The sequence below is a fragment of the Marinobacter halotolerans genome (genome assembly GCF_008795985.1).
Lineage (GTDB): Bacteria > Pseudomonadota > Gammaproteobacteria > Pseudomonadales > Oleiphilaceae > Marinobacter > Marinobacter halotolerans.
Map to the genome: position 1 here is coordinate 523,844 of NZ_VMHP01000002.1, position 17,546 is coordinate 541,389.

A 17,546-nucleotide genomic window follows, 5' to 3' on the forward strand; every position below is an offset into this window, starting at 1 on the left:
CCCACTAATGCCAGATCCAGATGGCGGAACGGTAAAGCCGGTCACCATCGCGATTGATGCCATGAGCGGGGATCGCGGCCCGTCCGTTGTTGTGCCGGCAGCCCTGGCTGCCGTGAATGAAAACGAGGCCTTGAGTATTGTTCTGGTTGGTATCCGGAGCGAACTCGAGGCCTTGTTGCGTCAGGGCCATGAGCGCATCCGCATCGTTGAGGCGGCGGATGTGGTCAGGATGCACGAACGCCCCTCTCATGCCCTGCGCCACAAGCGCAACTGCTCAATGGCGATTGCCCTTGGCCTGGTGCGGGACAATGTGGCCCAGGGCTGTGTCAGTGCTGGCAATACCGGCGCCCTGATGGCATTCGGCCGCTCGGTAATCCGTATGTATCCTGGCATCGAGCGGCCGGCCATTGCCAAACTGATTCCCTCGCTCCGCGGCCGTTGTCACGTCCTTGACCTGGGCGCCAATGTCGATTCGTCTGCTGAAAATCTCTATCAGTATGCCCTGATGGGTTCCCTGATGGCCTCTGCTATCTGCAACCAGGCTGAGCCGCGCGTAGCTCTGCTCAACGTCGGCGAAGAGGAAATCAAGGGCAATGAGCAGGTGCGTCTGGCCTCTCATATGCTGGCCCAGTGCGACACCATCAATTATATCGGTTACATCGAGGGCAGCGACCTGTTCCGGGATGTGGCGGACGTGGTCGTGTGTGACGGGTTTGTCGGCAATATCGCCCTCAAGACCGGAGAAGGGGTGGCAGGGCTGCTGATCGAGTTGCTTGAGCAGGCGTTTACCCGAACGCTTTACGGCAAAGTTATCGGCTTTCTGGCACGGCCGATCATCGGCCGGCTCCTGCGTCTTATGGATCCGTCACGCCACAACGGTGCCAGCCTGCTGGGCCTTCAGGGTGTTGTGATCAAGAGCCATGGCAATGCCAATGAGCGTGCCATGCTGGCAGCTATTCGCCAGGCGGTTCGTGAAGTCCAGCTGGAAGTCCCCGGCCGGATCAATGAACGCCTCGACGACCTGATGTTCTGATTTAACGACGCCCGCTTTATGCAAAGGCCAGACCGGCCGATTCAGGAATCGGGGTGGTGAGACTGGCCAACAGCGACTAGAGTCAGTTCATCAACCGTCCGATTCGCCTCACGCAGGCCGGGTTGTACTATTGGCTAATCTCAAGTCACCGACTTAAGCGGTAACATTCTGCCTATGAAATCAGCGTTTCTTTTTCCAGGCCAGGGATCCCAGTCTGTCGGCATGCTTGCCAAGGCAGCCGAGAGCTGGCCGATTATCGAAAAAACCTTTGCCGAGGCGTCCGCCGTGCTGGGCTACGACCTGTGGCACCTGTGTCAGCAGGGACCGGCCGAGGACCTCAATCAGACCACGGTTACCCAGCCGGCCCTGCTGACGGCAAGCGTGGCCCTTTGGCGCCAATGGTTTGTGGCGGGAGGACAGTCCCCGGACTTCCTCGCAGGCCACAGCCTGGGTGAGTACAGCGCGCTGGTGGCAGCCGAGAGCCTGAATTTTTTTGATGCCATCAAGCTTGTCCGGTTGCGCGGCGAGCTGATGCAGACCGCTGTGCCGGCGGGCGCCGGGAAAATGGCCGCTATTATTGGCCTGGAAGACGCCCAGGTGACGGGAGCCTGCGAAGAGGCAGCGGCTGGCGATGTAGTGTCAGCCGTGAATTTCAACGCGCCCGGGCAGGTGGTTATTGCTGGCTCCACTGAGGCAGTGGATCGGGCGATCGATGCCTGCAAGTCGCGAGGGGCCCGTAAGGCGATGCCGCTTCCGGTGAGCGTTCCCTCTCACTGCGCGCTGATGGAAGGCGCCGCCCGTGAGCTGGCGACTGCTCTGGACGAGGTGGATTTTCATGATGCTGTCATTCCGGTGGTTCAGAATGTGACGGCTCAACCAGAAACGGACAGCAAGACCCTGAAAGCCAATCTCGTCAGGCAACTTTTTTCCCCGGTTTTGTGGACGGATTCTGTTCGGACTATGGTCGATCAGCAGGTAGGTGTCGCTGTGGAATGCGGTGCCGGCAGGGTTCTGGCGGGGCTTGCCAAACGAATCGACCGCGATCTCAAGGTCTATGGCATTGACGATCCGGATGCGCTGGCTCAGGCTCTCGAAGGCTTTGAAAAGTGAGTTTCAGAAACATCAAGGGAGTTAAGCATGTCGCTTTCAGGTAAGACTGCGCTTGTTACCGGTGCCACACGCGGCATCGGAAAGGCGATCGCCGCGGCGCTGGCGGAACAGGGCGCCACCGTGATTGGTACGGCAACCAGCGAGCAGGGCGCCGAGTCCATTTCCGCTGATCTGAAAGCGTCCGGTGGCTATGGCATGGTCATGGACGTGTCCGATCCCGCCAGCATCGAAGCCGGGCTCAAACAGATTGCAGAGCAATCCGGCGCACCCGCCATTCTTGTCAACAACGCAGGTATCACGCGGGATAATCTGTTGATGCGTCTCAAGGACGATGACTGGTCGTCCGTTATCGAGACCAATATGTCCAGCGTGTATCGCACCAGCAAGGCTGTGTTGCGGGGCATGGCGAAGGCCCGCTGGGGACGCATTATCAATATCAGCTCGGTGGTTGCCGGTATGGGCAATCCCGGACAGGCCAATTACTGTGCGGCCAAGGCCGGTGTTGAAGGTTTCACGCGGAGTCTGGCCAAGGAAATGTCCAACCGGGGCATCACTGCCAATTGCGTTGCCCCCGGATTTATTGACACGGATATGACCCGAAAACTGGACGACAGGCAACGCGAAGCTATGATGGAAGTCATACCCGCGGGTCGTCTGGGCGAGCCGGAAGAAGTAGCAGCCGTGGTTGCGTTTCTGGCATCGGACGCAGCCGCTTACGTGACGGGTGAGACAATCAACGTCAACGGTGGCATGTACATGGGCTAGCCCGTTTCCGGGCTGAATGCGCAACTCCTTGTTGCGCAACATGTTTGAATGGAACCCCTGCTTGTTCGCAGGTTGGGTTTAAACTAAACTGGCAGCATCCGAGTTGCTTGGTTGACACAAAAGTGAGGACATTATGAGTACAGTTGAAGAGCGCGTTAAGAAGATTGTTTGTGAGCAGTTGGGCGTGAAAGAGTCCGAGGTTCAGAACAATTCTTCTTTTGTAGAGGATCTTGGCGCTGACTCACTGGACACCGTTGAGCTCGTCATGGCACTGGAAGAAGAGTTTGAAACTGAAATTCCCGATGAAGAAGCTGAGAAACTGACGAGCGTTCAGGACGCAATTGATTATATCGTTGCGCATACCTGATCGTCTGATCGGTCTATAAGCCAGGCAAGAAGCCGTCCATGTGAATATTCAATGGGCGGCTTTTTTATTGGATATTCTGATGTTTTTTCTGGAAGGCAATACTGCTTCAGGTGAGGGATTATGACTAAACGACGCGTTGTGATTACCGGTATGGGCATGCTTTCGCCCCTTGGCAACGATGTGGCATCGTCCTGGGATGGGGTTCTGAAAGGTGCAAGCGGTATTTCGCAGATTGATCGCTTTGACACGACGGGCTACAGCACCCGGATTGGCGGAGCCGTGAAGGATCTGGATCTGGAGTCATATCTGTCCACCAAGGACGCCAGAAAGCTGGACGCCTTTATTCACTACGGTCTGATCGCTGCCCAGCAGGCGGTGGACTCCAGCGGCCTTGGAGATTTTCAGGAACTTGACAAAGAGCGCGTGGGTGTGGCGATAGGCTCCGGTATTGGCGGCCTGGAATTCATCGAGAAAAACATCATCAACATGGAAAACGGGGGGCCACGCAAGGTGTCCCCTTTCTTTGTGCCCGCGTCGGTGATCAACATGATTTCCGGCAACGTCGCCATCCGGTTCGGTTACCAGGGGCCGAACATTGCGATTGTTACGGCCTGCACAACCGGTACCCATAACATTGGCTATGCGGCCCGAACCATCGCTTACGGTGATGCAGATGTCATGCTGGCCGGTGGATCGGAAATGGCCACAACCCGAAGCTCCATCGCCGCGTTCTCTGCGGCCCGGGCACTGTCCACCCGGAACGATGAGCCCGAGCGGGCAAGTCGGCCATGGGACAAGGGCCGCGATGGCTTTGTGCTGAGCGACGGGGCCGGCGTGCTAGTGCTTGAGGATCTGGAGCATGCCCGCCGCCGTGGTGCGGATATCCTGGGCGAGGTGGTTGGCTTCGGCATGAGTGATGACGCCTTTCACATTACCTCGCCACCCGAGGGCGGCGCCGGCGCGGCGCGATCGATGGAAAATGCACTCCGCGATGCCGCGATATCGCCGTCGGATATCGACTACGTTAATGCCCATGGCACCTCCACCCATGTTGGCGATCTGGCCGAGGTTCAGGCGGTAAAATCGGTCTTTGGTAGCCATGCCCACCAGCTGGCCGTTAGCAGCACCAAATCCATGACCGGACACCTTCTCGGGGCCGCGGGCGCTGTCGAGGCTATCTTCTCGGTATTGGCTATTCGCGATGGCGTTCTACCGCCGACCATCAACCTTGAAGACCCGGCAGAGGGCTGCGATCTGGATTTTGTGGCAGACGGCAGTCGCAAGGCGGACGTTCGCACCGTGCTGTCCAATTCGTTCGGCTTTGGCGGCACTAATGGCACGCTGATCTTCCGTCGTTTCGAGGACTGATCGGCACCGTGTTGAAGGTCGTGTATGCAGACAGCGAGGCCGTATCCGCAGCCGATCGAGGCCTGGCCTACGGTGACGGGCTGTTTGAGACCATCCGGATGTGCGGATATCAGGCGGTACTGAGGCGCCATCATCTCGATCGCCTGGTTGCGGATGCCGGGCGCCTGGGTATTGACGCCGATTACGCTGAACTGGACAACCAGCTGACTCTGGCTGCCCGTCGTTTGCTGCCCGGGGACGCATCCGGTTCCTGGATTCTGAAGATGATCCTTACCCGCGGCAGCGGCGGCCGTGGGTATCGTCCACCGGAGTCATCAGCCCCGACCCTTATTGTCTCAGCATCCCAGCTGCCGGCCATCCCCGGGCCGGAGGGCGTGGTGGCCAGGTTTGCCAGCTTCCCTTTGACGGTCAACCCGCGCCTTGCCGGCATCAAAACCCTGAATCGCCTGGAGCAGGTGATGGCCAGCCGGGAATTTACCGGTGAGGAGTGGGAGCTGATCATGGCAGACCCCTCCGGCCTGCCGGTCGAAGGCACACGCACCAATTTGATGGTGCATACAGATGATGAGTGGATCACACCCGCCGCAGATGCCGTTGCCGTGGCAGGGGTTATGCGCCAGTATGCCATTGAGTGTCTGCAGGCAGCCGGGGAGACGATTGTTGAGCGATCTCTTCCCGCCCGGATCGACCTATTACCCGGGCTCCGCGGCCTGTACCTGCTCAATAGCGTATTCGGAATTGTCTCCGTGCGGCTGCTTGATTCGGTAAGTTTGCCTGTAGAGGGCACTCTTGCGACAATCTGTGACCCTCTAAAAACCTTGGAATAAATCGCTTGTTCAAGAAGTTAATCGTTGTCGTCGTCTCCTTTGCGTTTCTTCTGGGTTCCGGTCTGGGCCTGTGGCTCTGGCAGGGCCTTCAGACCCTTGAGCAGCCTGTTCCCCTGGAAGAATCCGTGTTGTTCACCGTGCCAAAAGGCGCCAGCTATGACCAGGTTGCCCGTTCGATGGAGCAGGCCGGGTTCGTAAACGACAGCCTTTGGGTGCGGGTTTACGGTCGTTTGAATCCGGATCAGGCTAGCCTGAAAGCCGGCCAGTACGAATTCTCCAGCGGTCTGTCCGGCGTGGAAATGATTCGGAAGATGGTCGCCGGGGACATCAAGCACTGGCAGATTCAGTTCATTGAGGGCTGGACCTTTGGCGAGATGAGACAGGCCATGGCAAGCAACGGCCGGCTGCAAAAGGTAACCACCGACTGGACCGATGAGCGCATCATGGCGGCGGTGGGGGCCGAAGGCGACCATCCTGAAGGCCGATTCTTCCCGGATACCTATCTGTTCACTGAAACCGAAACCGACCTCGATCTATACCAGCGGGCGTTCCGGAAAATGGAGCGGGTGCTCGAGGAAGAGTGGGAGACACGGGCTGAAGATCTGCCCTACGACACGCCCTATGAAGCGCTGATCATGGCCTCGATTGTGGAGCGGGAGACCGGGGCAGTTCATGAACGAGGCGATGTGGCGGGGGTGTTCGTCAGGCGCCTTGAAAAGGGGATGAGGCTGCAAACCGACCCGACCGTTATTTACGGTATGGGAGACAAGTATAAAGGGCGGATCACTCGTAACGATCTTCGTACCTATACCCGGTACAACACCTACCGGATCGATGGGCTGCCGCCCACGCCTATCGCTTTGCCGGGCCGGGAGGCCATTCACGCCGCGCTGCACCCCGCGGAAGGAGATGCCCTCTATTTTGTCGCCCGTGGGGATGGTACCCACAAATTCTCCCGAACCCTGTCGGAACACCAGAAGGCGGTGCGAGAGTTTCAGCTCAATCGGCGGTCAGACTACCGGTCTTCACCGGCGCCGGCCAATGACGGTGAGCCCGAGGATAAGCCATGAGCAGCAGAGGCCAGTTCATAACCTTTGAGGGCACAGAGGGGGTTGGTAAATCCACTCAGCTGGAAAATGCCGCCTCGGTTCTGAAGGCGATGAATATTGACGTGGTGGTGACCCGTGAGCCCGGCGGTACGCCCATGGCGGAATCCATTCGTGAACTCTTGCTGACACCCCGTGACGAGCCGGTGAATGATCTTACCGAACTGCTACTGATGTTCGCGGCCAGGGCTCAGCACCTTCACACCCGGATACTTCCGGAACTGGCTGCGGGTCGCTGGGTGTTGTGTGATCGATTCACCGACGCCACTTTCGCCTACCAGGGCGGTGGCCGGGGTGTGTCTGCAGACGCTATCGCCACCCTGGAAACCCTGGTGCAGGGAGATGTCCGCCCGGACCACGTGGTGCTGCTGGATGCGACGGTTGAGACAGGAATGGCCCGTGCCAGGCACAGGGGTGAGCTGGACCGGTTCGAGCGGGAGACAGTGGCGTTTTTCGAGCGCATACGTCAGACCTATCTGGAGCGGGCAGCCAGCGCCCCGCAGCGGTACCACAGGGTCAACGCTGCCCGGCCGCTGGAAGCGGTGAGCGAAGAGGTTGCCGGGTTGCTGAGGTCCTTTGCTACCCGGTAATCGTGCAAAAAATGACCGCGTCTGTTTTAATGAATCCATATTCTCTGTCCTTGGTCAGCCTGTGACTATGTTGGATGCTCGTCTGCTAAAACTCCCCGCCGCCTCGCACCGGCATCGGCACGAGCACCATCAGATCGTCGTCGGTGTGCGAGGCGAAGCGGATCTCGATGTGGATGGCACCGGCTCACACCTGGACACCTGGCGAGCCTGCCTGGTGCCGACCCAGGCCCGGCACGACTACTGCGGTGACCTGCAGAACCACGTTCTGGTGATCAATCTTGACCCCTCCATGCCGGAGCTCAGCAGCCCGCACCACGGCGATTATGAAAAGCTTGCACCGCTCTTCGAGCGGCCCAGAACACTTGTTCTCGACAGCCGTCTTCAGGGGCTGGTGCAGTTTGTAGCCGGTGAGTTTCACCGTTCTCCCGACAATGACGAAATGAAGCGCCATCTCGGGGCAGGCATTCTTCATTGCATGGCGGAACGAATCAATGACGACCGAAAGGTTCGGCCGAACCGCCACGGAATCAGTCCGGAAACGCTTCGTCGTTACATCATGGAAAATCTTCAAAGCAAGATTACCGTGAGCGACCTGGCCGGGGTGGCCTGCCTGAGCGTCAGCCGGTTTCACGAAATGTTTCGTGATGTCATCGGGGTAACCCCGCATCAGTTCCTGCTTCAGACCCGCCTTGAACAGGCTGTCCAGCTTCTGGCCGACACCACTCTGAGTATTTCCGAAGTCAGTTACCGTACCGGATTCTCCTCCCAGAGTGCGCTGACCAATGCACTCCGAAAGCACAAAGGAACCACGCCTGCCCGGCTTCGTTCGACTGCCTGCGCCCTCTGATAAAGCCGGAAACGGCAACCCCGTAGGATTTTGCAAAATAACCGTAGTTTTCTGTAAGCCCGAATTCTGTCTGACGACTAACTTATGTTGGCCGGTATACAGCCTCGGGATATCCGCCTGTGAAATTAAATCGGTTAAATACCTGAAAAATGCCCATATGGGGCCTATCCTTCATGTAATTCGCTATCGGGGCGTCGAATTGGACGAAATGATCAATAGGAAAACCCTAAGGAGGTCATTACTGACAATCGCGAGCTGTCGTTAGTGAGTGGTATCCGTGCCGTTTTGACGGGGCAGGAGAAAGGGTAAGAAAAACAAAGAGTGCGACTGCCGGGCCTGGCGCGGTAAGCGTACCAAACGGTCAGGATCCGTTCTGGCCCAAAGTACTGGAGGAATTTCATGGCTATTGGTGTTTGGATTAGTCTATTTGGTTATTTTGCGCTCATGATCGCCATTGGCGTTTATGCCATGCGCACATCTACGTCCTCATCTGAAGATTACATGTTGGGCGGACGATCTCTCAGTCCCAAGGTCGCGGCACTATCCGCCGGCGCGTCGGATATGAGTGGCTGGTTGCTTCTGGGTCTGCCCGGCGCGATGTTTGCGTCTGGTCTGGGCTCAGCCTGGATCGGTATCGGCCTGCTTGTAGGTGCTTTCTTCAATTGGACGCTAGTGGCCCCGCGGCTGCGGGAACAGACCGTTCACTACGGCAATGCAATTACCATCCCGTCCTTCCTGGCCAACCGCTTCCCGACACAGGCGCTTTCACTGCGTACCGTGTCAGCCGTTGTTATCGTCATCTTTTTTGCGGTTTATACGGCGTCTGGCCTGGTTGCCGGCGGCAAGCTGTTTGAAAGCGCGTTCTCCGGAATTTTCAACTTCGGCGGAATGAGTGATTACGCGGTTGGTATCGTGATCACCCTGGGTGTGGTCCTGGTCTATACCGTGGTTGGCGGCTTCCTGGCGGTGAGCATGACGGACTTTGTGCAAGGCTGCATCATGATGCTGGCACTGGTGATCATGCCGCTGGTTGTGCTCTTCGGTGAAGGGGGTGGTGGTCTTGCCCAGGCCACGCAGACGCTGAATGAAGTCGACCCCTCGTTGCTATCCTGGACGGAGGGATTGACCTTTATAGGCTGGTTGTCCGCGGTTACCTGGGGCCTGGGTTATTTCGGCCAGCCCCATATCATTGTGCGTTTCATGGCGATCCGCACCCTGAAAGACGTCCCGGTTGCTCGTAATATCGGCATGTCCTGGATGCTGATTTCCCTGATCGGTGCTGTGTCTCTGGGCGTTTTCGGCCGTGCTTACGCGATTCGTAACGGCATGGACATCGAAGATCCGGAAACCATCTTTATTATCCTCTCCAATCTGCTGTTCCACCCGCTGATCACTGGCTTCCTTTATGCTGCCCTGCTTGCGGCGGTCATGAGTACCATCTCCAGTCAGTTGCTGGTGTCTTCGTCGTCACTGACAGAGGATTTCTACCGCTTGTTCCTGCGGAAGGACGCGACCGACAAGGAATGTGTCAGGATTGGCCGGGTCTGTGTTGTACTGGTCGGTCTGGTTGCTGCGGTTATCGCATCCGACCCGGACTCTCAGGTTCTGGCGCTGGTCAGTAATGCCTGGGCAGGCTTCGGTGCGGCGTTCGGTCCGCTGATTATCCTGTCGCTGATGTGGTCGCGGACCAACGGTGCGGGCGCTATCGCCGGCATGGTTGTGGGTGCTGCCACGGTCATTGTATGGATCTCGATGGGCTGGAACGGCTCGTTCATGGGTGGACCGGGTGTATACGAAATCATCCCTGGCTTCATCGCCTCCATGCTCGCCATCCTGGTGGTAAGCAGTGTGACCGCAGATGCTGGCGAGTATCAGCATATCGAGCGGTAATGCTCAGGCGCCTAGCGCCTTAAGTAGTAGCAGGGACGGACACAAACCCTGCTAGACTGCCAACAAACCCCCGCCTTCCAGCGGGGGTTTGTTTCGTTCGGGCTTTGAATTTTGCGGTATTCATTATGACGATTCTGGAAATTCTGGCCCTGCTTGCCCTGGGGGGCCTTGCCGGATTCATCAACGTGCTGTCAGCAGGCGGTTCCATGCTGACCTTGCCGTTGCTGATGTTTCTGGGGCTGCCGCCCCAGGTAGCCAATGGCACTAACCGTGTCGCTATTACATTCCAGAGCATTACCGCGGTAGGGTCGTTCCACCGTATGGGTCACGGTAACCTAGTGGTCAGCCTGTACCTGGCCGTGCCGGCGGTTCTGGGCTCGCTACTGGGGGCCTGGGTAGCAACCTGGGTCGCTGACGCGGTTTTCGAGTTTGTGTTGGTGGTCGCCATGATTGGCGCTTCCGTGTTCATGCTGTTGCCACAGCCAGAGTTGGACACCCGGCCTTTGACGACAGAGCGGCTGGGACCGGTGATCTACCTGGCGATGTTTCTGATTGGCGTTTATGGTGGTTTTATCCAGGTAGGAGTCGGTGCGCTTTTTCTGGTTGTGCTGTACCGCATGCTGCGGATTGACCTGCGCCAGGTGAATGTATTCAAGGTGGCTATCGTTCTGCTGTACACCTTGCCCGCTCTGCTGATTTTCGCCATCAGTGACCAGGTGCGCTGGGGAATGGGCCTTACCCTGGCTCTTGGCAATATTACCGGAGCGTTTATCGCGGTGCGGGTCAATGTAAGCCGTACCGGCGCCAAGTGGGTGAAATGGATCACGCTAGTGATGGTAGCGGCGATTCTGGTCCGGCTTATTGTTTACTGATTCGCATTCTGGAGGTAGCAGTCATGAAAGCCATGGTTATTGAAGCGTTTGGTGGCCCGGAGGTTTTCGTTGAGCGGGAAGTGCCGACACCGGAACCGGGGGAGGGACAGGTGCGGATTCGGGTTGTGGCTTCCAGCGTGAATCCGCTGGAGACCAAGATCCGTTCCGGGCTGGTGAAAACAGGACCAGCCATGCCGGCCATACTCAATGGTGATGTCGCTGGCGTAGTGGATAGCGTCGGTTCTGGAGTCACCGCTTTTGCCGTAGGGGATGAAGTCTTCGGTTGTGCCGGCGGTGTCAGCCAGTGGCAGGGTGCGCTGGCGGACTACATGGTCGCCGATGTGCGCCTGCTGGCGAAACGCACACCGGCAGTTTCTCTGCCTCTGGCTGAATGCGCCGCTCTGCCGCTGGTGTTTTTGACCGCCTGGTCGGCGTTGGTTGACCGGGCAGCGATGGAGCCTGGCGAGCACGTGTTGATTCATGCCGGCACCGGGGGTGTGGGCCATGTGGCCATCCAGATTGCCAAGGCGATGGGTGCACGCGTCGCTACCACGGTGTCCACGGAAGACAAGGCTGCGATAGCCCGGGATCTGGGGGCTGACGACATTATTTTCTACCGGGAAGAGTCAGTGGACGACTATCGGCAGAGACTCACTGATGGAAAGGGATTCAGCCTGGTGTTCGACACCGTCGGCGGGAAAAATATCGACCGCTCCATGGAGGCGGCAGCCATAGGCGGGCGGCTGTGCTGTATCAACACCCGTTCCAGCCACGACCTGACGTTGATGCACGCCAAAAGCCTGACCCTGCATGTCATTTTCCGTTCGCTTCCGCTGCTTCACGGCATCGGCATGGATGACCAGCCAAGGCTGATGGCAGCGCTGACGGATGCGCTGGAACAAGGCAGGGTGCGGCCATTGCTGGATGAGCAACGTTACCGGTTCAGTCAGATTGGCGAGGCCCATCGCCGGATTGAGTCCGGCTTGGCAGTGGGCAAGATTCTGTTGGAGCGCTGAGGCCAGCGCTGACAAGCAAAGCAATTTGCTGCACCCAATAAAAAACGCCAGCCCGGAGGCTGGCGTTTTCGTCTGGCAGAACTACAAGTTGGGCTCTTAGGCGACGGTCGCCTCAGAAGCCTTGCTGGTGTAGTTCTCCATCTGGTCGAAGTTGAGATACTTGTAGATCTCTTTCGACATGCTGTTCAGGTCCTTGGCGTACTCCATGTACTCCGCAGCGGAGGGGAGTTTGCCCAGGACCGCACCCACAGCTGCCAGTTCCGCGGAGGTCAGGTACACGTTGGCACCATCGCCCAGGCGGTTCGGGAAGTTACGGGTGGAGGTGGACAGCACTGTGCTCTTGGCCGCCACGCGTGCCTGGTTGCCCATGCACAGGGAGCAGCCCGGCATCTCGGTGCGCACACCGGCGGTGCCGTAGATGTTGAAGTAGCCTTCTTCCATCAGCTGCGCCTGATCCATCTTGGTGGGAGGAGACATCCACAGACGGGTTTTCAGGGGCTCCTTGTTCTGTGCCAGCAGTTTGCCGGCGGCACGGAAGTGACCGATGTTGGTCATGCAGGAACCAATGAACACTTCGTCCACCTTGTCGCCAGCCACTTCGGACAGGGTGCGGGCATCGTCCGGATCGTTCGGGCAGCAGACGATCGGCTCCTTGATCTCGGCCAGGTCGATTTCCACCACATGCGAGTACTCGGCGTCTTTATCAGCACGCATGAGCTTCGGATCGGCAATCCACTCTTCCATCTGCTGGGCACGACGCTCCAGGGTACGGGGATCGCCATAGCCTTCGGCAATCATCCAGCGCAGCATGGTGATGTTAGAGCGCAGGTATTCAGCCACGGACTCTTCCGACAGGTTGATGGTGCAACCGGCGGCGGACCGCTCAGCAGAGGCGTCAGACAGCTCGAACGCCTGCTCAACGGTCAGGTGCTCAAGGCCTTCGATTTCCAGGATGCGACCGGAGAACTCGTTGATCTTGCCTTTCTTCTCAACGGTCAGCAGGCCCTGCTTGATGCCGTAAAGCGGAATGGCGTGTACCAGGTCACGCAGGGTGATGCCCGGCTGCATTTCGCCCTTGAAGCGAACCAGAACCGATTCCGGCATATCCAGCGGCATAACGCCGGTGGCCGCGGCAAATGCCACCAGGCCGGAACCGGCCGGGAAGGAGATGCCCATCGGGAAACGGGTGTGGGAGTCACCACCGGTACCGACGGTGTCCGGCAGCAGCATGCGGTTCAGCCAGCTGTGAATGATACCGTCGCCCGGACGCAGAGAAACACCGCCACGGGTGCGGATGAAGTCGGGCATGGTGTGCTGCATTTCCACGTCTACCGGCTTTGGATAGGCGGCGGTGTGACAGAAGGACTGCATGACAAGATCGGCCTGGAAGCCCAGACACGCCAGGTCTTTCAGCTCGTCGCGGGTCATCGGGCCGGTAGTGTCCTGGGAGCCCACGGTGGTCATGTGTGGCTCGCAGTAGGTGCCGGGACGAACGCCCTTGCCTTCTTCCAGGCCACAGGCCTTGCCGACCATCTTCTGGCCCAGGGTAAAGCCCTTGGTGCCCGCTTCCGGATCGTCCGGCAGGCGGAAGATGTCTGTGGCGCCCAGGCCCAGCGCAGTGCGTGCCTTGGCAGTCAGGCCACGGCCGATGATCAGCGGGATACGGCCGCCGGCCTGGACTTCGTCCAGGATCACATCGGATTTGAAACCGAATTCGGAGATGGTTTCGCCGGCTTCGTTCAGGATTTTGCCTTCGTAGGGACGGATTTCGATCACGTCGCCCATGTTCATATCGTCAACCGGCGCTTCGAATACCAGCGCGCCGGCGTCTTCCATGGTGTTGAAGAAGATCGGGGCAACCTTGTTACCGATACAGACACCGCCGGCACGCTTGTTGGGCACACCCGGGATGTCATCACCGAAGAACCACAGAACCGAGTTGGTGGCAGACTTCCGTGAGGAGCCAGTGCCAACCACGTCGCCAACGAAGGCAACCGGGTAACCTTTCGATTTTATTTCGTCAATCTGGCTCATCGGGCCGGTAACGCCTTGCTCTTCCGGCTTCAGGCCATCGCGTTCCATTTTATAGGCAGCACGGGCGTGCAGCGGGATATCCGGGCGGGACCAGGCATCCGGGGCCGGGGACAGGTCGTCGGTGTTGGTCTCGCCGGTGACCTTGAACACCACCATTTTGGTGCTCTCGGGAACCTTTTTCTTGTTGGTGAACCACTCGGCGCTGGCCCAGGATTCGATCACGTCTTTGGCGACGGCGTTGCCGGCGTCCATTTTTTCTTTAACGTCGTTGAACGCATCGAACATCAGCAGCGTGTGCTTGAGTTCCTTGCCGGCCAGCTCGGCCAGTTCGCTATCGTCCAGAAGGTCAACCAGAGTGGCGATGTTGTAGCCGCCCTGCATCATGCCCAGCAGCTGCACGGCCTTCTTTTTGTCGATCAGCGGGGAAGTCGCTTCACCTTTGACAATGGCGGACAGGAAAGCAGCTTTTACGTAGGCGGCTTCGTCAACGCCGGGCGGAATGCGGTTTTCCAGCAGGTAAACCAGAGTTTCTTCCTCGCCCGTTGGCGGGTTTTTCAGAAGGTCGACCAGGGCCGCGGTCTGCTCGGGGTTCAAAGGCTTGGGGGGAATGCCCAGGGCTTCTCTTTCAGCAACGTGTTCACGATAGGCTTCTAACACGATAGGGGTCCTCATCAGTTGGAATGTCCCGCTCGGTCGGCGTCGTTGCCTGGCGGGAGTTTTATGGTGGAAAAGGCGTCAAGTTGGCGCTGCATTCTATAGGAAAGCCCCGGCGAAGTTAAGCTGGACGTTAGTGTGCTGCTTGCGCTGAATCCGCCTGCCGAGAGGTCGGAGCGGCTCCTGAGGTCGTGTATACTGCCCACCCCGAATTGCTGAACCGTTGCGAGCTATGAACGAAGCACTGACCGCCATCCATGAATTCCTGCCCTGCAGAACGCCCTTGCGCTGGATAGAAAACGCGCTGGCCAACCAGGATCTGATGCTGATTGATCACGCCCACTGCGAGAAAAAGGCGGCCTCCACAGCACTCAGCCTGATGTATCGCTATGTCGACAATCCGGACCTGCTCAACAAGATGTCCCGTCTGGCCCGGGAAGAGCTGCGTCATTTCGAGCAGGTTCTGGCCATCATGAAAAAGCGCGGGGTCACCTACGATCACCTGACGCCTGCCCGTTATGCTGCGGGACTGCGCAAAGAGGTGAGGGCGGAAGACCCGGGCCGGCTGGTGGATGTGCTGATTGTCGGGGCCATTATCGAAGCCCGTTCCTGCGAGCGGTTTGCCGCATTGGCACCGCATCTTGACAGCACACTGGCGGATTTCTACAACGGGCTGCTGAAATCCGAAGCGCGCCACTATCAGGATTACCTTACTCTGGCGGAGCGTGCCGCGGGCGGCCCGGTGGATGATCGGGTGGAGGCTTTTCTGGCCATTGAAAAGTCGCTGGTTGAATCCCCCGATACCGAATTCCGGTTTCACAGCGGCCCGATCTGACGGGGTAAGCTATTCCGGCAGGGGCGGGTCCTCCAGCTGTTCACATAGATCAATCCAGCGATCAATTCCGGCACTGCGATACTTCTGTTTATGCAGAATGAAATAGAAGGTCCTGTCGAACTTGCGATAGGCTGGTACGCTCAGCGGAACCAGGCTTTTCCGTCGAAACGCGTCCGCCAGACAGACCCGCGAGAGGCAGCCAATGCCGAGATTGGCCTCCACCGCCCGCTTGATGGCCTCCGTGTGTTCCAGTTCCAGCAGGATGTTCAGGTCCGGCAGTAGTCCGTGCATGCCTCTTTCGAAGGTCTGACGGGTGCCCGAGCCCTGTTCCCGCATAACCCAGGTGGCCTGCCTCAGGTCTTCGTCGTTCAGGTCCTTTTTGGCGGCCAGTGGATGCCTGGGTGAACAGAAAACCACCAGCTCGTCCCCGCGCCAGGGCACGACATTCAGCTCTGTTGATTGCAGCTCGCCCTCAATCAGCCCTATGTCCAGTTCAAAATCGCTGACCCGTTTGGCGATGGTGCGCGTATTCGCCACTTCCAGGGAGACCCGGGGATGGGTGGGGGCGCTCATATAACGGGCCATCACCCCGACAGCCAGATAGTTCCCGATGGTCAGGGTAGCGCCGACTTTGAGGGCGCCCACCTCGGTATGCTGGCTGAAGGCCTGCTCCAGTTCACCGGACTGGGCCAGCAGGGCCTCGACCTTGGGCCGATACAGTCGGCCAAGTTCATTGAGCTGAAGCCGTTTCCCGACCCGATCGAAAAGCTGGATATCAAACTGGTTTTCCAGTTCCTTCAACGCGCTGCTGGCGGCGGACTGGGACATGGCCAGGGAGTCTGCTGCTTTGGTAATGTTCTGGTAGTGAGCGGCAGCCAGAAAAACTTCGAGTTGTCGGAAGCTGAACTTCATAATCGATAATTCCGAATAAGGTTATGAGAATATCCCATTTTGTCGATAGGTTACTCCCGCGTTATCATTAGGACAATAGAGTTTCACATTTAACCGGTAAACAGACGGGCAGAATCATGAGCAACCTGAACAAAGAGCGTGTAACAAGTGTTCGTCACTGGAACGACACACTCTTCAGCTTCACGACAACCCGAGACCCGGGGTTTCGTTTCAAGAACGGTCATTTCACCATGATCGGCCTGGAGACGGACGGCAAGCCGCTAATGCGCGCCTACAGTATTGCCAGTGCAAACTATGAAGAAGAGCTGGAGTTCTTTTCCATCAAGGTACAGGACGGCCCGCTGACTTCCCGCCTGCAGAAGATCGAGGTGGGCGATGAAATCATGGTCAGCCGCAAGCCTACCGGCACCCTGATTGCCGACAACCTGCTGCCGGGCAAGAACCTGTGGATGATCAGTACCGGCACCGGGCTGGCGCCGTTTATCAGCATTATCAAGGATCCCGAGATCTACGAGGCATTTGACAATGTCATCGTCACTCACGGGGTGCGTTACAAATCGGAACTGGCCTATCAGGACGAAATTGAAGACCTGCCGAACAACGAATTCTTCGGTGAAATGGTTGATGGCAAGCTGAAATATTATCCGACGGTGACCCGGGAAGACTTCCGCAATACCGGTCGTCTGACCGATGCCATGGAAAGCGGCAAGCTGACCAGCGACCTGGGGCTTCCGGATTTCGATCTGGAGAATGACCGGTTCATGGTCTGCGGAAGCCCGGCCATGCTGAAAGACACCTGTGCCATTCTTGATCGGATGGGATTTCAGGAAGCCCGTCAGGGGCATCAGGGTCATTACGTGATTGAACGGGCGTTTGTGGAGAAGTAAAGTCTGCAGATATTTCGTTCATTAACGCTACTGCCGTTCATAAAACCCCCGGGGCTGCCACTCCGGGGGTTTTTGTTTCCGGTGCAAAAAAGGTCTGATCATGATTCACTGGATTTATCTGATGATTGCCATCTTTGCCGAAGTACTCGGCACCTCCTTCCTCAAACAGGCGGAGGGGTTCACCCGCTTCTGGCCGTCACTGACGGTGGTCGTATCTTATGTAGTTGCGTTCTATTTTCTGTCGCTTACTCTTAGAACTCTGCCGATCGGTATTGCTTATGCGGTCTGGGCCGGCGCCGGGGTGGCGCTGATTGCGCTTGTGGGATCGGTGTTTTTCGGTCAGCAACTGGATGTGCCTGCGCTGGCCGGTATTGCCCTTATTGTGGCAGGGGTTACTGTGATCAACCTCTTTTCATCCGCTGTCTGACCGAGG

General features: G+C 58.0%; 17 protein-coding genes. 15 read left to right on the forward strand and 2 right to left on the reverse strand.

The features are described from left to right. Positions 1-7: 7 nt before the first annotated feature. From plsX to FPL19_RS12785, 12 genes are all read left to right on the forward strand, one after another. Positions 8-1,033, forward strand: a complete 1,026-nt coding sequence (plsX, locus tag FPL19_RS12730; protein ID WP_150912934.1) for a phosphate acyltransferase PlsX — start codon at positions 8-10, stop codon at positions 1,031-1,033. Between the two features lie 174 nt (positions 1,034-1,207). Further along, positions 1,208-2,143 carry an ACP S-malonyltransferase gene (gene fabD, locus FPL19_RS12735; RefSeq protein WP_150912935.1) on the forward strand — a complete coding sequence of 312 codons (936 nt, stop codon included), beginning with the start codon at positions 1,208-1,210 and terminating at the stop codon, positions 2,141-2,143. Between the two features lie 27 nt (positions 2,144-2,170). Beyond that, complete coding sequence (gene fabG, locus FPL19_RS12740; RefSeq protein WP_150912936.1) at positions 2,171-2,908, forward strand: 3-oxoacyl-ACP reductase FabG; 738 nt, start codon at positions 2,171-2,173, stop codon at positions 2,906-2,908. A gap of 133 nt (positions 2,909-3,041) precedes the next feature. Further along, entirely contained in the window at positions 3,042-3,275 is a 234-nt protein-coding gene (gene acpP, locus FPL19_RS12745) for an acyl carrier protein (RefSeq protein ID WP_150912937.1), read from the forward strand. A gap of 120 nt (positions 3,276-3,395) precedes the next feature. Continuing rightward, positions 3,396-4,643 carry a beta-ketoacyl-ACP synthase II gene (gene fabF, locus FPL19_RS12750; protein ID WP_150912938.1) on the forward strand — a complete coding sequence of 416 codons (1,248 nt, stop codon included), beginning with the start codon at positions 3,396-3,398 and terminating at the stop codon, positions 4,641-4,643. 8 nt (positions 4,644-4,651) lie between these two features. Next, on the forward strand, positions 4,652-5,470 hold the full coding sequence (locus FPL19_RS12755) for an aminotransferase class IV (protein ID WP_150912939.1): 819 nt from the start codon (positions 4,652-4,654) through the stop codon (positions 5,468-5,470). Between the two features lie 5 nt (positions 5,471-5,475). After that, the gene (gene mltG / locus FPL19_RS12760; protein ID WP_150912940.1) at positions 5,476-6,540 is read left to right on the forward strand and encodes an endolytic transglycosylase MltG; all 1,065 of its coding nucleotides are present in this window, start codon (positions 5,476-5,478) and stop codon (positions 6,538-6,540) included. After that, complete coding sequence (tmk, locus tag FPL19_RS12765) at positions 6,537-7,166, forward strand: dTMP kinase (RefSeq protein WP_150912941.1); 630 nt, start codon at positions 6,537-6,539, stop codon at positions 7,164-7,166. Before mltG ends, tmk begins: the two co-directional genes overlap by 4 nt. 67 nt (positions 7,167-7,233) lie before the next feature. Further along, positions 7,234-8,013 carry a helix-turn-helix transcriptional regulator gene (locus tag FPL19_RS12770; RefSeq protein WP_150912942.1) on the forward strand — a complete coding sequence of 260 codons (780 nt, stop codon included), beginning with the start codon at positions 7,234-7,236 and terminating at the stop codon, positions 8,011-8,013. Positions 8,014-8,412: 399 nt separating this feature from the next. After that, on the forward strand, positions 8,413-9,903 hold the full coding sequence (putP, locus tag FPL19_RS12775; RefSeq protein ID WP_150912943.1) for a sodium/proline symporter PutP: 1,491 nt from the start codon (positions 8,413-8,415) through the stop codon (positions 9,901-9,903). A gap of 125 nt (positions 9,904-10,028) precedes the next feature. Beyond that, entirely contained in the window at positions 10,029-10,775 is a 747-nt protein-coding gene (locus FPL19_RS12780) for a sulfite exporter TauE/SafE family protein (RefSeq protein WP_150912944.1), read from the forward strand. Positions 10,776-10,798: 23 nt separating this feature from the next. After that, positions 10,799-11,791 carry a zinc-dependent alcohol dehydrogenase family protein gene (locus tag FPL19_RS12785; RefSeq protein WP_150912945.1) on the forward strand — a complete coding sequence of 331 codons (993 nt, stop codon included), beginning with the start codon at positions 10,799-10,801 and terminating at the stop codon, positions 11,789-11,791. A 96-nt stretch (positions 11,792-11,887) separates the two neighbouring features. Here FPL19_RS12785 and FPL19_RS12790 read toward each other — a convergent pair whose 3' ends face one another. After that, on the reverse strand, positions 11,888-14,482 hold the full coding sequence (locus FPL19_RS12790; RefSeq protein ID WP_150914204.1) for a bifunctional aconitate hydratase 2/2-methylisocitrate dehydratase: 2,595 nt from the start codon (positions 14,480-14,482) through the stop codon (positions 11,888-11,890). 229 nt (positions 14,483-14,711) lie between these two features. On the opposite strand from FPL19_RS12790, the gene miaE reads away from it, so the two are divergent. After that, complete coding sequence (miaE, locus tag FPL19_RS12795) at positions 14,712-15,314, forward strand: tRNA-(ms[2]io[6]A)-hydroxylase (RefSeq protein ID WP_150912946.1); 603 nt, start codon at positions 14,712-14,714, stop codon at positions 15,312-15,314. 9 nt (positions 15,315-15,323) lie between these two features. Here the strand turns inward: miaE and FPL19_RS12800 are convergent, their stop codons facing one another. Continuing rightward, positions 15,324-16,226 (reverse strand): LysR family transcriptional regulator, encoded by a 903-nt coding sequence (locus FPL19_RS12800; RefSeq protein ID WP_150912947.1) that lies wholly within the window; start codon positions 16,224-16,226, stop codon positions 15,324-15,326. A gap of 116 nt (positions 16,227-16,342) precedes the next feature. On the opposite strand from FPL19_RS12800, the gene FPL19_RS12805 reads away from it, so the two are divergent. Then, positions 16,343-17,113, forward strand: coding sequence for a ferredoxin--NADP reductase (locus FPL19_RS12805; protein ID WP_150912948.1), 771 nt, complete (start codon positions 16,343-16,345; stop codon positions 17,111-17,113). 100 nt (positions 17,114-17,213) lie between these two features. Then, the gene (locus FPL19_RS12810; RefSeq protein ID WP_150912949.1) at positions 17,214-17,540 is read left to right on the forward strand and encodes a DMT family transporter; all 327 of its coding nucleotides are present in this window, start codon (positions 17,214-17,216) and stop codon (positions 17,538-17,540) included. Positions 17,541-17,546: the final 6 nt, after the last annotated feature.

Coding starts and splice junctions, on each gene's coding strand:
- fabG (WP_150912936.1), top strand. CDS start 2,171: ATGTCGCTTTCAGGTAAGACTGCGCTTGTTACCGGTGCCACACGCGGC.
- FPL19_RS12810 (WP_150912949.1), top strand. CDS start 17,214: ATGATTCACTGGATTTATCTGATGATTGCCATCTTTGCCGAAGTACTC.
- fabD (WP_150912935.1), top strand. CDS start 1,208: ATGAAATCAGCGTTTCTTTTTCCAGGCCAGGGATCCCAGTCTGTCGGC.
- fabF (WP_150912938.1), top strand. CDS start 3,396: ATGACTAAACGACGCGTTGTGATTACCGGTATGGGCATGCTTTCGCCC.
- FPL19_RS12780 (WP_150912944.1), top strand. CDS start 10,029: ATGACGATTCTGGAAATTCTGGCCCTGCTTGCCCTGGGGGGCCTTGCC.
- plsX (WP_150912934.1), top strand. CDS start 8: ATGCCAGATCCAGATGGCGGAACGGTAAAGCCGGTCACCATCGCGATT.
- FPL19_RS12770 (WP_150912942.1), top strand. CDS start 7,234: ATGTTGGATGCTCGTCTGCTAAAACTCCCCGCCGCCTCGCACCGGCAT.
- FPL19_RS12800 (WP_150912947.1), bottom strand. CDS start 16,226: ATGAAGTTCAGCTTCCGACAACTCGAAGTTTTTCTGGCTGCCGCTCAC.
- putP (WP_150912943.1), top strand. CDS start 8,413: ATGGCTATTGGTGTTTGGATTAGTCTATTTGGTTATTTTGCGCTCATG.
- miaE (WP_150912946.1), top strand. CDS start 14,712: ATGAACGAAGCACTGACCGCCATCCATGAATTCCTGCCCTGCAGAACG.
- FPL19_RS12805 (WP_150912948.1), top strand. CDS start 16,343: ATGAGCAACCTGAACAAAGAGCGTGTAACAAGTGTTCGTCACTGGAAC.
- FPL19_RS12785 (WP_150912945.1), top strand. CDS start 10,799: ATGAAAGCCATGGTTATTGAAGCGTTTGGTGGCCCGGAGGTTTTCGTT.
- tmk (WP_150912941.1), top strand. CDS start 6,537: ATGAGCAGCAGAGGCCAGTTCATAACCTTTGAGGGCACAGAGGGGGTT.
- acpP (WP_150912937.1), top strand. CDS start 3,042: ATGAGTACAGTTGAAGAGCGCGTTAAGAAGATTGTTTGTGAGCAGTTG.